Source organism: Egicoccus sp. AB-alg2, from assembly GCF_041821065.1.
Taxonomy (GTDB): Bacteria; Actinomycetota; Nitriliruptoria; order Nitriliruptorales; family Nitriliruptoraceae; genus Egicoccus.
Genome location: NZ_JBGUAX010000004.1, coordinates 53658 through 67991 on the forward strand (window position 1 = coordinate 53658; position 14334 = coordinate 67991).

The following is a 14334-nucleotide window of genomic DNA, read 5'->3' on the forward strand; positions in this document are numbered from 1 at the left end:
CGCGTCGGTGTCGTCCCTCCAGGAGCTGGTCGAGGAGCACGGCGGGCTGTACGGCGCGGCCGTGGACACGCTGCAGGCGATCGTCTCGGACTGGCAGATCCTCGCCGACCTGTCCTTCGCCGACCTGCTGCTGTTCTGCCGCGACCCGCGCAGCGGGCAGTTGACCGTCGTCGCCCAGATGCGCCCCTACACCGCCCAGACCATCTACTACGACGACCTCGTGGGCAACGTGTTCACGCCGAACGAGCGAGTCGCGGTCCAGCGCGCCTTCGACGAGGGCAAGATCGTCCGCGATGGCGAGCCCGACTGGTCCACGGGCGTGCCGGTGCGTGAGGAGGCCATCCCGGTCCCGTACGAAGGCGAGGTCATCGCCGTCGTGACGCGCGAGGCCAACCTGTCGATGGTCCGCGCCCCGTCCCAGCTCGAGCTCACCTACCTGCAGGTCGCCAACGAGCTGTCCAACATGCTCGCAGAGGGCTCCTTCCCCTTCCCGGGCGAGGACCCCGAGCGCGAGCTGGCCCCACGGGTGGGTGACGGACTGTTGCGCGTCGACCCGACCGGGATCGTGGTCTACGCCTCGCCGAACGCCATCAGCGCCTACCGCCGCCTCGGGGTGGTCGACAACATCCTGGGGCGCAACCTCGCCGACTTCGACCTCGACGACGTCGCGGTGCTCGAGGCACTCGCGGACGGCGAGCCGCTGGAGTCGGAGGTGGAGGCTCGCGGTGCGGTCGTGCTGCGCCGATTGCTGCCCCTCACCCGCGACCACCACGTGCTCGGCGGGCTGATGCTCGTGCGCGAGGTGACCGAGCTGCGCCGGCACGAGCGGCTGCTGCTCTACAAGGACGCGACGATCCGCGAGATCCACCACCGGGTGAAGAACAACCTGCAGACGGTGGCGTCCTTGCTGCGGCTGCAGTCGCGCCGCCTGACCTCGGACGAGGCCCGCGACGCGTTGGGGGAGTCGGTGCGCCGCATCTCCTCGATCGCGCTGGTGCACGAGACCCTCTCGCAGGACTCGCGCCAGCGGGTCAGCTTCGACAAGGTCGCCCAGCGGCTGATCGACATGCTCTCGTCGGGCCTGACCGACCCGGAGCGGCCGGTCCGCATGGAACTCGAGGGTGGCGCCGGGGAGCTGCCGGCCGAGGTCGCCACACCGCTGGCGCTGGTGCTCTCCGAGCTGTTGCAGAACTCGGTCGAGCACGCGTTCCCGACGTCGGGCGGCACCGTGACGGTCTCGCTGGAGCGGCGCTCGGCGAGCCTGCACCTGATGGTTCGCGACGACGGCGTCGGCGTGCCCGAGACGTGGACCCTCGACACCAACGCGAACCTCGGCCTGCGCATCGCCGCGACGCTCGTGGAGTCCGAGCTCGGCGGCACGCTCGAGGTGCGCCGTGCCCAGGACGGGCCCGGCACGATCTGCGAGTCGCTGCTGCCGCTGCCGCGCTGAGTCGTCCGCCTACGCTCGCGCGGCCAGCTCGGCAGGTGCCGACAGCGACGGGTCCTGGTCCTGCGTGGCGGTGAGGGCCCGGATCCCCAGGACGGCGAGCGCGACCAGACCCGCCACGGCGATCCCGACGAAGAAGCGGCGTCGCCCGCGGCGGCGCGGCCGCGGTTCGTGTGGTGCGGCCGGACCCGGGGTCCAACGTTCGACGACCCCGTCCGGTGCCGCGTCCAGATGCGGTTCGCGGCCGGGCGGGGTCGTCAGGTAGGTGCGGGTGCGCACCGGGAGTCGTCTCAGCTGGCCATCCGGCGACGACGCTGACGGGCGCGCTTGAGGGTGCGGCGCTCGTCTTCAGTCAGACCGCCCCAGATGCCGGCGTCCTGGTTGGTGTTGAGCGCCATCTCGAGGCACTGCTCACGCACGTCGCACCGGGCGCAGACTCGCTTGGCTGCGTCGGCCTGCTCGATCGCCGGACCGGTCGTCCCGATGGGGAAGAACAGTTCGGGGTCCTCGTCGATGCATGCGGCGCGGCTCCGCCAATCCATGGGGGCTTCTCCCTCTCGAGCGACGCCGACGGTCCCCGGGGCAGGCCTCGGGGACGGGCGACGCGGGAAACGTCTGTGGGGGTGGGGTGGGGTACGGGCTCGTCGTCAGCGGAGGCGACCGCCAGGCTCTCGTCTCCGCGGTGGTCGTGATCCGGACGCGTCGCCGGGGAGTGCGACGCTTGTGAACGAATTCTCGAACCCGGAACGGGACCGTAACGTGTTCAGGGGACAAGTCAAGGGTTCGCGTACAGGTCTGCTTGCTCCTGCGTGCAGGCGAGCGGGGGACGCACGAGCCGCTCCACGACCGCGCGGGCGACCTCGACGTCGACGTCAGCCCAACGGCCGAATCCGCGTGGTTCAGCCGCCCGGAGGCGCGATCAGGCCAGCACGCGGAGGGCGTCGGGCACGGCCGTGAACGTCACCTCGAGGTGCTCGCCGGAGTAGTCCCCGTCGACCATCAGCGGCAGCGGCTCGGGTGACGAGAGCGTGAACGACGCGAGGTCGTGGTGGTAGTCGACCCCGCGGTCGCGTACGTGCGAGCCGTCGCGGAACACCTGCGAGACGACCCGGAGCAGCCCGGGTGTGCGCAGGCGACGGATGCCCAGCAGATCCAGGCCCGCGTCGAAGGACGCCCGCGGATGCACGTGCATCGGACGCGATCCGAGGAACGTGTACGGGTCGGTGTTGGCGATCATGGAGATCAGGTACGGACCGGCCTCGCTGCCGTCGGCCAGGCGTGCCAGCACCTGTGGTTCGTCGCGGCCCTCGCCGACCATCCACTCGCGGGTGGTCGAGGCCACGAACGCGGCCTGGCGGAACCAGCGCTTCATCCGGGCGTGCTGTTCGACGTGGCGGACCACGGCGGCGTCGAATCCGAAGCCGGCGTTGAAGCCGAAGTACCGGTCGCCGGCGCACCCCAGCGTGATCCGCCGCGTGCGGTCCGCCCGCAGGTGCTCCAGCAGGACCGAGGTGGCCGCGACGGCCTCGTTGGGCAGCCCCAGCGCCCGGGCGAGCACGTTGGCGCCCCCGCCCGGGATGATGCCCAGCCGGACGTCGGTGCCGGCCAGCGCCTGCAGCACCTCGTTGGCCGTGCCGTCGCCGCCGAGCGCGAACACCGCGTCGACGCCCTCGTGGACGGCCCCGGCCACGATGTGGGTGGCGTGACCGCGCTGCTTGGTGGGCTGGACGTCGAGGTCGACGGCCGACGACAGCGCCGACGCGATCACGTCACGGACACGGTCGTCGGTGGTGGTCGCGTTGGGGTTGAACAGCAGCAGGGCGCGCACGGCTCGTCGGTCCTCGAGCGGTCGTCGTCGCCGGCGAGGAGGCAGCCGCGCTCGGCAGGCGCGGCAGCCTATCCGTCCGTGCGCGTCTCCCGTTCGGCCGCGACGGCCGCGTCGACCGCCCGTTCCGCCGCCGAGTCGGTCCGGACCTCGGCGGTCGGGGCGGCGTCACGCCGGCGGGGCGGGGGCTCCTGGCCGGCCAGCGCGGCGGTCAGGGTCTCGGAGAACATCCGTGCCGGCAGCGTGCCGCCGGTCACCTCGCGGACGCCGTTGACGTTCCGCAGCGGGACACGGCCCTCGACGTGGCCGACCCACACCGCGGCCGACAGTGTCGGGGTGTAGCCGACGAACCAGGCGTCGGCGTTGTCCGAGGTGGTGCCGGTCTTGCCGGCGACGTCCCAGCCCGCCACGCGGGCGGCGAGGCCGGTGCCGTTGTCCACAGCCTCCTGCAAGACCCGCGACGCCTGGTCGGCGACGTACGACGACAGCACCGGGCGTGGCGTCTGCTCCGGGCGCCACACGGTGCGGCCGTCGCGGTCCTCGATCCTGTGGATCGGGCTGGTGGGGACGTGCGTGCCACCGTTGGCGAGCGTGCCGTAGGCGGCGGCGAGGTCGAGCGGGGTCACCTCGACGCGCCCGCCGCCCAGCGTGATCTGCGGGTCGTCGACCGGGACCTCGGAGCGCACGCCCATCGCCCGGGCGGTGCCGGCGACCCGGCCGACCCCGACCTCCATCCCGAGGCGGGCGTAGGCGGCGTTGATCGATGCCCGGGTCGCGCCGGCGAGAGTGATGTCGCCGTAGCTGTGCCGGTCGTAGTTGCGGACCTCCCAGCCACCCTCGGGTGTGTCGAGCGTCCCCTGCCGGCCGTCGACGAGGTCGTCGGGACGCCAGCCGTCGGCCAGCGCCGTGGCCAGCACGAAGGTCTTGAACGTCGACCCGGGCTGGCGGCGCGCCTGCGTGGCCAGGTCGTACTGCAGTTCGTCGTAGGGGCGGCTGCCGACCGCGGCGAGCACCGCGCCGCTGCCCGGGTCGACCACCGCGATCGCAGCCTCCGGGCCGTCGGGATCGGGCAGGTGACGAGCAAGCGTCTCGCGGGCGATCTCCTGCACGTCCGGGTCGAGGGTGGTGTGGACACGCAGCCCGCCGCCGTGCAGCCGGGCCGCGCGGTCGGCCTCCGACGCGCCGAAGCTCGGATCCTCCAGCAGCGTGCGTACGACGAGGTCGACGAAGTGCGGCTCGTCCGTCGTGGGGGCCGGCGGACGGTCGAGCACCTCGACGGGCGCGGCGAGGGCCTCGTCGCGCGCGGCCTCGGTCACGTACCCGGCGGAGGCCATCCGCCGCAGCACGTCGTCGCGACGCGTGCGGGCGGCCTCGGGGGCGCGGGTCGGCGCGAACGCCTCGGGCGCCCGGATGATCGCGGCCAGCAGCGCCGACTGGGCGAGGTCGAGCTCGGCCGGCTCCCGCCGGAAGTAGGTCCACGCCGCGGCCTTCACGCCGTGGGCGCCGGCGCCGAAGTACACGCTGTTGAGGTAGTCCTCCAGGATGGCGGCCTTGGAGCGGCGACCCTCCAGCTCGCGGGCGTAGACGGCCTCCTGCAGCTTCGTGGCGCCGGTCCGCTCGGCGCTCGGCATCAGCTGCAGCTTGACCAGCTGCTGGGTGATGGTGGAGCCGCCCTGCTGGGCGTGGCCGACCTCGTGGTTGGCGATCGCGGCCCGCAGGATCGCGCGGGCGTCGACACCGCGGTGCTCGTAGAACCGGCCGTCCTCGGCGACGAGCACCGCGTCGACGAGGTGCTGCGGCAGCTCCGCCAGCGTCGCGGTCTCCCGGAACTCGGTGCGCAGCACGGCCAGCTCGTTGCCGTGGGCGTCGTAGACGACCGACTTCTCCGGCAGCTGTGGCCGGGTCAGCGAAAGGCCCTCGGCCGTCGGCAGCTCGAGGGTGACGATCTCGCCGCAGCCGGTGACCGCCACGGCGAGCAGGGCGAGCAGCGCCAACCGCACTCGCCCACGACCCCGGTCACGCCCGGCCACCCGCGACCTCTCTCGCTCCTGCCTCGCAGGAGGTATCGGCCGCGGGCGGCGGAACTCGACCGGTTGGCGCGTGTCCGCGCGTCAGCCGAGCGCACGCTCCAGGTCGCCGAGCAGGTCGTCGACCGCCTCGATCCCGACCGACAGGCGCAGCAGGTCGTCGGGCACCTCGAGGTCCGTGCCGGCGACCGAGGCGTGGGTCATGATCCCCGGGTGCTCGATGAGGCTCTCCACCCCGCCCAGCGACTCGGCGAGGAAGAACAGCTCCGTGCCCTCGGCCACCCGGCGGGCGGCGTCGGCGCCGCCCTTGACCCGGAACGAGATCATCCCGCCGAACGCCTGCATCTGCTTGGCGGCGAGGTCGTGGCCGGGATGGTCGACCAGTCCGGGGAACAGCACCTGCTCGACGGCGTCGTGGCCCACGAGGAACGCCGCGATCCGGGCCGCGTTGTCGCAGTGGCGGTCCATCCGCACGCCCAGCGTCTTGATGCCGCGCAGCGTCAGCCAGGAGTCGAACGGGCCGGGTACCGCACCGACCGCGTTCTGCAGGAACGCGAGGTCGGCGGCCGTCTGGGCGTCCGTGCACACTGCGCCGCCGACCACGTCGGAGTGGCCGCCGAGGTACTTGGTCGTCGAATGCACGACGAGGTCCGCGCCCAGGTCGGCCGGCCGCTGCAGGTAGGGCGTGGCGAAGGTGTTGTCCGCCACCAGCCAGGCGCCGCGTTCGTGCGCGAGCTCGGCCAGCGCGGCCAGGTCGAGGATTTTGAGCAACGGGTTGGACGGGGTCTCGGCCCACACGAAACGGGTCGTCGGGCGGAAGGCGGCCGCGACCGCGTCGAGGTCGGTCATGTCGACCGCGGACACCTCGATGCCGAAGCGGGCGTGGACCTTGCTCACCAGCCGCCACGTGCCGCCGTAGACGTCGTTGGCCATGATCACGTGGTCGCCCGGCGCCAGCAGCCGCAGGATCGCGTCCTCGGCCGCCATGCCCGAGGCGAAGCAGACCGCCTCCTCCGTGCCCTCCAGGCTGGCGAGGCACTCCTGCAGGGCCGTGCGCGTCGGATTGCCGGTGCGGGCGTACTCGTAGCCGAGGTGCTGGCCGACACCCGGCTGGGCGAAGGTCGACGTCTGGTAGATCGGCACCACGACCGCGCCGGTGCGCGGCTCCGGGTCCTGGCCGACGTGGATGGCACGGGTCTCGAACTGCATGGGAACGCCTTCAGCGGTTGGCGAGGAAGGTCAGCAGATCGGCGCGCGTCAGCACACCGACCGCGCGGCCGGCGTCGTGCACGACGATCGCGGGCGCGCCAGTGGCCAGACCCGCCAGGACGTGGTCGAGCGCGTCGTCGGTGGAGGCGGTCGCCAGCGGCGGCTGCATCACCTCGATGACGGGCTTCGTCATGGCGTCGGGATCGCGCAGCGCGGCGTCGAGCAGGGCGTTCTCGCGCACCGAGCCGAGGATGTCGTCCTCGGTGGCGTCGTCGTGGACGCCCTCGCGGAACACCGGCATCTGGCTGACGCCGTACTCCTTGAGCAGCGCGATCGCCGCGGCGACCTGCTCGCCCGGGTGGAGGTGGACCAGCGGCGGCAGGTCCTCGCCCTTGGCGCGCAGCACGTCGCCGACCGTGCCGGTGCCCGAGGCGTGCTCGACGAAGCCGTGCTCGGCGAGCCAGCGCTCGTCGTAGAACTTGGACAGGTAGCCACGGCCCGAGTCGGGCAGCAGCACCACGATCGTGGCGTCCTCCGGTTGGGTCTTGGCGTACTCGAGGCCGGCCCACAGTGCCGTGCCGCAGGACCCACCGACCAGGATCCCCTCCTCGCGGGCGCAGCGGCGGGCGGTCAGGAACGAGTCTCGGTCGCTGACCCGGTACCAGTGGTCGACGATCTTGGGATCGAACGTCTGCGGCCAGAAGTCCTCGCCGATGCCCTCGACGAGGTAGGTGTGGACCTGGTCACCGGAGTAGAGCGAGCCTTCCGGGTCGGCGCCGACGACCTGCACGTCCGGCTTGCGCTCCTTCAGGTAGCGCCCGACCCCGGTGGCCGTCCCGCCGGTACCGACCCCGCAGACGAACGCGTCGATCAGGCCGTTGGTCTGGCGCCAGATCTCCGGCCCGGTGGAGAACACGTGGGTCTGCGGGTTGGCCTGGTTGAAGTACTGGTTGGGCTTGAACGCGTTCGGCTGGGCCGCGAGGCGGTCGGACACCGAGTAGTAGGAGCGCGGGTCCTCCGGCTCCACGGACGTCGGGCAGACCACCACCTCGGCGCCGTAGGCCCGCATCAGCGAAATCTTGTCCGTGCTGACCTTGTCCGGCACCACGAACACGCAGCGGTAGCCCTTGCGCGCGGCGGCGATGGCCAGGCCGACGCCGGTGTTGCCGGAGGTCGGTTCGACGATCGTGCCGCCCGGCTTCAGCACCCCGGCCGCCTCGGCCGCCTCGATCATGGCGATGCCGATGCGGTCCTTGACGCTGCCGCCGGGGTTCAGCATCTCCAGCTTGGCGATCAGGGTCGGCGGCACGTCACGCGACAGCCGGTCGAGGCGCACCATCGGTGTCTCGCCCATGAGCGCGAGCAGGTCCGGTGCCACCTCGCGACCCTGGTCGTCGACGTGGCGCGGCGGGCCGGCCAGCGGGTCGTGCTCGATGCCGATCGTGCGCGAGTAGATCGAGCGGTCGGCGACGTCGATGGGGGCGGACATCGGGCGGTCCTCACGGCCGGGGACGTATCGAGGGCACGGCGTCCACCCGGGTGTCATGCTTCGCGCGGGGGCGCCGCCGTCGAGCGTAGTCAGCGCCGGTCCCCGCGCCGGCCGTGACGACGTACGCCCGCACGTGCCACCACCCAGCGACCAGGAGCAGCCCATGGCGACCGCGGCGTCAGCAGGCGAGCAGCGGACCGTCGACCGCCTGGCCCGCGCGGGCTTCGCCGCGAAGGGCGTGCTCTACGCCGTCATCGGGGTCCTGGCGATCCAGTTGGCCGTCGGCGGCGGTGACCGGCAGGACGCGAGTCAGCAGGGCGCCATCAACACGGTCGCCGAGCAGCCGTTCGGGCGCGCCCTGGTCGTGCTGCTGGCGGTCGGGCTGACCGGCTACGCCCTGTTCCGGGCCGTGCAGGCCGTCCGCGGCGTGGCGCCGGGCGTCAGCAGCCTGCCCGACTGGTTGGCGCGCACCACGTTCGTCGTGCGGGCCCTGCTGTACGGGCTCCTGTCCGTCCTGGCGTGGCGCGAGGCCTTCGGTGTCGGCGACGAGGGCGGCGGCACCGAGGAGAGCCTGACCGCCGCCGCACTCGCGCAGCCCGGCGGTCGCTGGGCGGTCGTCGCCGTCGGGGTGGTCGTCGTGGTCGTCGGGATCTTCCAGGTGCGCGAGGGCTGGACCTGCGGGTTCCGCGACCACCTCGACTTCCACGGCATCAGCGGCGGGGCGCGGCGGCGACTGGAGGGGATCGGCCGCGCCGGACACCTCGCCCGGGGCGTGGTGTTCCTCGTCGCCGGCGGCTTCGTCGTCCTGGCCGCCTGGCGACACGACCCGGAGACCGGCGTCGGCCTGGACGCGGCGCTGCAGGAGGTCGTGGACGCGCCGTTCGGCGGGCCGCTGCTGCTGGCGCTCGGCTGCGGGCTGGTGCTGTACGGCGCCTTCTGCGGCGTCGAGGCCCGCTTCGCCAGCCCGTCGCGAGCCGACTGAGACCGGTGAACCTCCGGCACGGCTGGCGCGTTCCGGGCACCGGCACCGCCGCGGGTCGTGCGCTTAGCTGTCGCGGGGACCGATGACGGGGGGAGGCCGCGGATGTCCACGCTCGAACGCACGCCCGACGACGTGACACCGGACGGTTCCCCGGTGGCGGTCTACCTCGCCATCCCACCGGAGCCCGGGTTCACGCCGCTGCTGGAGGACCTCGTGTCGGACGCGTCGGTGCTGGACCTCGGCTGTGGCGTCGGTCGGTTGGCGAACGAGCTGGCGCGCCGCGGCCACGAGGTCGTCGGCGTCGACGAGTCACCCGACATGCTGGCGCACCTGGACGCCGGGGTCGCTGGCGTCCGGGCGCGCATCGAGGACCTCGCCCTCGGCCGCACCTTCGACGCGGTGGTGCTGGCCAGTCATCTCGTCAACGTCGCCGAGGCCGACCAGCGTCGCGCCCTGCTCGACGCCGTGGCCCGCCACCTGGCTCCCGACGGCGTCGCCTATGTCGAGCACTGGAACCCGCAGGCGATCGGGCACCTGCGCGACGGCGATGGTGCAGCAGGTGAGGTCACGCTGCGCTTCCGGCTGCTGGGGGAGCGCGGTCGCGAGTTCGACGCCGCCGTCACCTACGTCCTGGGTGACCGGTCGTGGACGCAGGAGTTCACCGCACGACTGCTGGACGAGGCCGAGCTCGACGACGCCCTGCGGGCCAGCGGGTTGCGGCGGCGACGGCGACTGCACCCGAAATGGTTGGTGGCCGGCCGCGCCTGAGACGTCGCGCCGACCGACGGCGCCCCCGGCGCATCACTTGACGACGACGACCTTCGTGCCGACCTTGGCGAAGTCGTAGAGCGCCCGGGCATCGGCCTCGGCCTGGCGGACGCAGCCGCTGGAGAGTGGTGTGCCGAGCTGCTTCGTCGACTGGATCGGGTTGCCCGCCCGGTCCACGGGGATGGAGTGGAAGCCAACCCAGGCCCGACCGGCCCAGTAGAAGCGGGTCATGTACTTCATCGTGAGCCGGCCGTCGAGCGACGTGGTGGTCGCCGACTTCGAGCGCACGCTGTGCGTCCCCACCGGCGGCAGCGTGCCATGCCGGTGTCCGGAGACGAGGTAGGTCCGCTTGACCGTGTCGTCCCCGCGCACCAGCCACACCCGCTGTTGCACGCGCGAGTAGACGATCCGCTTGCCGGTGCCCGACTTGGCGGGCAGCGCCGTGCTACTGGCGGCCTCGGCGGGGGCCGCCTCGAAGCTGGACGTCGTGGTGAAGGCGACGATCACGGCCAGCAGCAGGCACAGCAGCCGGACGGTCGACGGGCGACGGACGGCGACGGTCATGGCGGTCCCCCGAGTCAGGAGCCGATCGTCGCACGGTCACCCGCGCCGTGGGGCCGAACCGGCGGAAGAGCCCGTGAGCGGGGTTTCCGAGCCCTGGACATGCCGAACGCCCCGCCGATGCGGCAGGGCGTTCTGGTACCCCCGGTAGGAATCGAACCTACGCACCTGGCTCCGGAGGCCAGTGCTCTATCCACTGAGCTACGGGGGCGTGGACGTCGCGGCCGGCGTGGCGCTTGGCTGCCGACAGCGCGGCTCGACACGGTAGCACGCGCGCCAGGTGGCCCGAACGCGCGGCAAGAGCGCACGCAGCGGACGGCGGTGTGCAGTGTCGCCGGAGGTCCTACGCAGCGTATAGCGTCCGCGCGTCGGAGGTGACGTGGTGGTCCGGGTGCTGGCGGTCGACGACGACCCCACGATCCTGCGCTTGTTGCAGGTCAACCTCGAGATGGAGGGCCACGACGTCCTGACCGCCGACAACGGCTCGGCGGCGCTGGACACGATCCGGGCCGAACGCCCCGAAGTCGTGCTGCTCGACGTGATGATGCCGGAGATGGACGGCTTCGCGGTCTGCGAGCAGGTCCGGGCCGATCCCGACATCGCCCGGACACCGATCGTGTTCGTGTCCGCCCGCGCCCAGCAGGCCGACCTCGACCGGGGGTACGCCATCGGTGGTGACGCCTACATCACCAAGCCGTTCGACCCGGTCGACCTGCTGGAGACGATCGAGCGACTCGCGGCCGGACGCCGCTGACCCTCGGGTACACGCGTCCGGCCGGGCGCCGTAGGCTCGCCTCCCACCGTGCGGCCCACGCCCTGAACGCGTCGTGTGGCGGTCGGTGTCGCTTCCCGCACCTGTCAGTCCTCGTCCTCCCGGAGCATCGCGCATGGCCCGGCCCGAACTGCTCGATCCCGTCCTCGCCGACCTCGCCACGCGGATCCGTGCCGCCCTGGTCGCCGCCGGCCTGCCAGCGATCGACCCGGACCTCGAGCGGCCGCGCCAGGCCGAGCACGGTGACTGGGCCACGACCGCCCCGCTGCGGCTGGCCAAGCCCGCCAAGCGCCCGCCGCGCGAGATCGCCCGGACGTTGGTCGACCACCTCGAGCTGCCGGACGCGGTCGAGGCGGTCGACATCGCCGGGCCGGGCTTCGTGAACTTCCGGCTCGCGCACCGCTATCACCAGGACCTGGTCCGGCGGGTGGTCGCCGACGGCGAGCGCTTCGGCCGGCGCGAGCGGGCCGAGGAGGAGCGCGAGCGGGTCGACGTGGAGTTCGTGTCCGCCAACCCGACCGGCCCGCTCCACGTCGGCGCCGGGCGCTGGGCCGCGACCGGCGACGCGATCGCGGCCCTGCTCGAGGCCGACGGGCACGAGGTCGTCCGGGAGTACTACGTCAACGACGCCGGCGAGCAGATCCGGCGCTTCGGCGAGTCGGTCGTGCTGACCGCCCGCGGCCTGCCGCTGGAAGAGGGGCATTACCGCGGCTCCTACATCCCGGAGATCGCCGACCAGCTGCGTGCCAGCCACGGCGACGCGGTCTTCGAGGAGGTACCGGAGGTCGACATCCAGCTCGGCGGTGGCGTCGAGCACGCCGGCGGCGAGGGCGGCGAGCTGGTCGAGGACGCCGCGGCCAGCGCCGACCCCCGTGTCGATCCGCGCATCGGCGCCCAGGTCGGCGTGCTGGCGGTCGAGGCCATGCGGCAGCGCATCCAGGGCCAGCTGCACCAGCTCGGGGTCGACTTCGACGTCTGGTTCTCCGAGCGCAGCCTCCACGACTCCGGCGCCATCGAGGCGACGATCGGCCAACTGAAGGCCGACGGGCGCACCTACGAGTCCGACGGCGCCATCTTCCTGCGCACGACCGACTTCGGCGACGACAAGGACCGGGTCGTCGTGCGCTCCGACGGGCGCCCGACCTACTTCGCCGCCGATTGCGCCTACCTGCGCGACAAGTGGCACCGCGTCGCCGGCGAGGCGGCGACCGGCGGGGGCGGGCGGCTGTACTACCTGCTCGGCGCCGACCACCACGGCTACGTCGGGCGGCTGTACGCGGCGGCGGAGTGCCTCGGCATCCCACGCGACCGCGTGGAGATCCGCATCGGCCAGCTGGTGAACCTGCTGCGCGGCGGCGAGCCGGTGCGGATGTCCAAGCGCACCGGTGAGATGATCGCGCTCGACGAGGTCGTCGACGAGGTCGGTGCCGACGTCACCCGCTACCACTTCCTGCGGCAGGGCCTCGACACCATGGTCGACTTCGACCTCGAGGTGGTCGCGCAGCAGTCCATGGAGAACCCCGTCTACTACGTCCAGTACGCCCACGCGCGGATCAACTCGCTGGTGCGCACGGCGGACGAGCGCGGGTTCGACCACGGCACCATCGCGGACGCGAACCTCGCGCGCCTGACCCACCCGGCCGAACTCGAGCTGCTGACCGCCATGGCGCAGCTGCCGATCGTGGTCGACGACGCGGCGGAGCTGCGGGCCACCCAGCGGCTGGCCCGCTACGCGGAGGACCTGGCCGGCACCTTCCACCGCTTCTACACCGAGTGCCGGGTGCTCGTGGAGGGCGACGACGAGCTCGGCCGGGCCCGCTACTGGCTGGCGGTCGCGGCCAAGCAGGTGCTGGCCAACGCCCTCGGCCTGCTGCGCGTCACGGCGCCGGAGCGGATGTGACCATGCGCCTGTCCGACACCGCCCACGGTCCCGGCCCGTGGCCGCTGACCGCCGAACGGGACGACGCCGGGGTCCTGCACGTCGGCGGCGTCGCCCTGACCGACCTGGCCCGTCGGCACGGGACGCCGCTGTGGGTGGTCGACGAGGACGACCTGCGCGAACGCTGCCGCCGCTACCGGGCCGGCTTCCCCGGCGTGGAGGTCGCCTACGCGTCGAAGGCGTGGTGCACCACCGGCATCCTCCAGATCGTCGAGGAGGAGGGGCTGCTCGTCGACGTCGTCTCCGGGGGCGAGCTGCACACCGCCCTGGTCGCCGGCGTCGACCCGGCCAGGATCGTGCTGCACGGCAACAACAAGTCGCTGGCCGAGCTCGACCGCGCGCTGGAGAGGGGGGTCGGACGGATCGTCGTCGACTCCTTCGAGGAGCTCGACCGGCTGGAGAAGCTGGCCGCCGAACGCGACACCGTGGCGACGGTGTGGCTGCGGATCACCCCCGGCATCGACGCCCACACCCACGAGTACGTGCGCACCGGCCACGACGACTCGAAGTTCGGGTTCACGCTGTCGCTGGGGCTCGCGGACCGGGCCATCACGATCGCGCGCGACCTGGTCCACGTCGACGTGGTCGGCATCCATGCCCACATCGGGTCGCAGATCTTCGGCACCGACCCGTTCGTGGCCAACGCCGAGGTCGCCCTCGACCTGCTGGCCCGCTGGCGCGACCAGCACGGGGTCACGCTGAGCGAGCTCAACCTCGGCGGCGGCATGGGCATCCGTTACACGCACGAGGACCACCCGGTCGAGGTGGCCCGCTACGGCGAGGCCGTGCTGCGGGCGGTCGACGAGCGCTGTGCCCGACACGGGCTCGAGCGGCCCCGGTTGGTGGTCGAACCGGGGCGCGCCATCGTCGGCCCCTCGACGCTCACGCTGTACGAGATCGGCACCATCAAGACGCTGCCGGGGCTGCGGACCTACGTCAGCGTCGACGGCGGCATGTCCGACAACATCCGCCCGGCCCTCTACGACGCCGAGCACGAGGTCGCGCTGGCCAACCGCACCGGTGCGGAGGAGCCGATGTCCACGACCGTCGTCGGCAAGCACTGCGAATCGGGCGACCTCGTGCGCGAGCACGCCGCCCTGCCCAGTGACGTCGCGGTGGGCGACCTGCTCGCCGTCGCGGCGACCGGCGCGTACACGGAATCGATGGCGTCCAACTACAACCGCCTGCCCCGTCCGGCGGCGGTGCTGGTGCGCGACGGACAGGTGCGCACGCTGATCCGGCGCGAGACCCTCGACGACCTCGTGGCGCGCGACGTCGACCTGCGATGAGGACGCCCGCGGCCGAGGTCGCGATC

The 14334-nt window shown here is 72.7% G+C and carries 13 protein-coding genes and 1 tRNA gene; 6 read left to right on the top strand and 8 right to left on the bottom strand.

What is annotated here, in order from left to right; genetic code table 11:
- The first annotated feature begins 7 nt into the window (after positions 1-7).
- Positions 8-1450: a sensor histidine kinase gene (locus ACERM0_RS07815; RefSeq protein ID WP_373678013.1), complete on the top strand. Its 1443-nt coding sequence runs from the start codon at positions 8-10 to the stop codon at positions 1448-1450.
- Positions 1451-1459: 9 nt separating this feature from the next.
- On the opposite strand, the gene ACERM0_RS07820 is transcribed toward ACERM0_RS07815, so the two are convergent.
- The 6 genes from ACERM0_RS07820 to ACERM0_RS07845 form a co-directional block, all read right to left on the bottom strand.
- Positions 1460-1726, bottom strand: coding sequence for a hypothetical protein (locus tag ACERM0_RS07820; protein ID WP_373678014.1), 267 nt, complete (start codon positions 1724-1726; stop codon positions 1460-1462).
- 11 nt (positions 1727-1737) lie between these two features.
- Positions 1738-1989, bottom strand: a complete 252-nt coding sequence (locus tag ACERM0_RS07825; protein ID WP_373678015.1) for a WhiB family transcriptional regulator — start codon at positions 1987-1989, stop codon at positions 1738-1740.
- A gap of 377 nt (positions 1990-2366) precedes the next feature.
- Positions 2367-3275 carry a diacylglycerol kinase family protein gene (locus tag ACERM0_RS07830; RefSeq protein ID WP_373678016.1) on the bottom strand — a complete coding sequence of 303 codons (909 nt, stop codon included), beginning with the start codon at positions 3273-3275 and terminating at the stop codon, positions 2367-2369.
- 68 nt (positions 3276-3343) lie between these two features.
- Complete coding sequence (locus ACERM0_RS07835) at positions 3344-5266, bottom strand: transglycosylase domain-containing protein (RefSeq protein ID WP_373678017.1); 1923 nt, start codon at positions 5264-5266, stop codon at positions 3344-3346.
- 117 nt (positions 5267-5383) lie between these two features.
- The gene (locus ACERM0_RS07840; protein WP_373678018.1) at positions 5384-6508 is read right to left on the bottom strand and encodes a cystathionine gamma-synthase; all 1125 of its coding nucleotides are present in this window, start codon (positions 6506-6508) and stop codon (positions 5384-5386) included.
- A 10-nt stretch (positions 6509-6518) separates the two neighbouring features.
- Positions 6519-7997 carry a cystathionine beta-synthase gene (locus tag ACERM0_RS07845; protein ID WP_373678019.1) on the bottom strand — a complete coding sequence of 493 codons (1479 nt, stop codon included), beginning with the start codon at positions 7995-7997 and terminating at the stop codon, positions 6519-6521.
- Positions 7998-8160: 163 nt separating this feature from the next.
- On the opposite strand from ACERM0_RS07845, the gene ACERM0_RS07850 reads away from it, so the two are divergent.
- Both ACERM0_RS07850 and ACERM0_RS07855 read left to right on the top strand, forming a co-directional pair.
- On the top strand, positions 8161-8979 hold the full coding sequence (locus ACERM0_RS07850) for a DUF1206 domain-containing protein (RefSeq protein WP_373678020.1): 819 nt from the start codon (positions 8161-8163) through the stop codon (positions 8977-8979).
- A 102-nt stretch (positions 8980-9081) separates the two neighbouring features.
- On the top strand, positions 9082-9747 hold the full coding sequence (locus ACERM0_RS07855; protein WP_373678021.1) for a class I SAM-dependent methyltransferase: 666 nt from the start codon (positions 9082-9084) through the stop codon (positions 9745-9747).
- 33 nt (positions 9748-9780) lie between these two features.
- On the opposite strand, the gene ACERM0_RS07860 is transcribed toward ACERM0_RS07855, so the two are convergent.
- Both ACERM0_RS07860 and ACERM0_RS07865 read right to left on the bottom strand, forming a co-directional pair.
- A complete protein-coding gene (locus tag ACERM0_RS07860; RefSeq protein WP_373678022.1) occupies positions 9781-10311 on the bottom strand; it encodes a L,D-transpeptidase in 531 nt (176 codons plus the stop codon).
- A gap of 133 nt (positions 10312-10444) precedes the next feature.
- Positions 10445-10519, bottom strand: a tRNA-Arg gene (locus tag ACERM0_RS07865).
- 171 nt (positions 10520-10690) lie between these two features.
- On the opposite strand from ACERM0_RS07865, the gene ACERM0_RS07870 reads away from it, so the two are divergent.
- The 3 genes from ACERM0_RS07870 to lysA all read left to right on the top strand — a co-directional run bounded on the left by ACERM0_RS07870 (position 10691) and on the right by lysA (position 14308).
- On the top strand, positions 10691-11062 hold the full coding sequence (locus tag ACERM0_RS07870) for a response regulator transcription factor (protein WP_373678023.1): 372 nt from the start codon (positions 10691-10693) through the stop codon (positions 11060-11062).
- 133 nt (positions 11063-11195) lie between these two features.
- Positions 11196-12980 carry an arginine--tRNA ligase gene (locus ACERM0_RS07875; protein ID WP_373678024.1) on the top strand — a complete coding sequence of 595 codons (1785 nt, stop codon included), beginning with the start codon at positions 11196-11198 and terminating at the stop codon, positions 12978-12980.
- A gap of 2 nt (positions 12981-12982) precedes the next feature.
- The gene (gene lysA, locus ACERM0_RS07880; protein WP_373678025.1) at positions 12983-14308 is read left to right on the top strand and encodes a diaminopimelate decarboxylase; all 1326 of its coding nucleotides are present in this window, start codon (positions 12983-12985) and stop codon (positions 14306-14308) included.
- Positions 14309-14334: the final 26 nt, after the last annotated feature.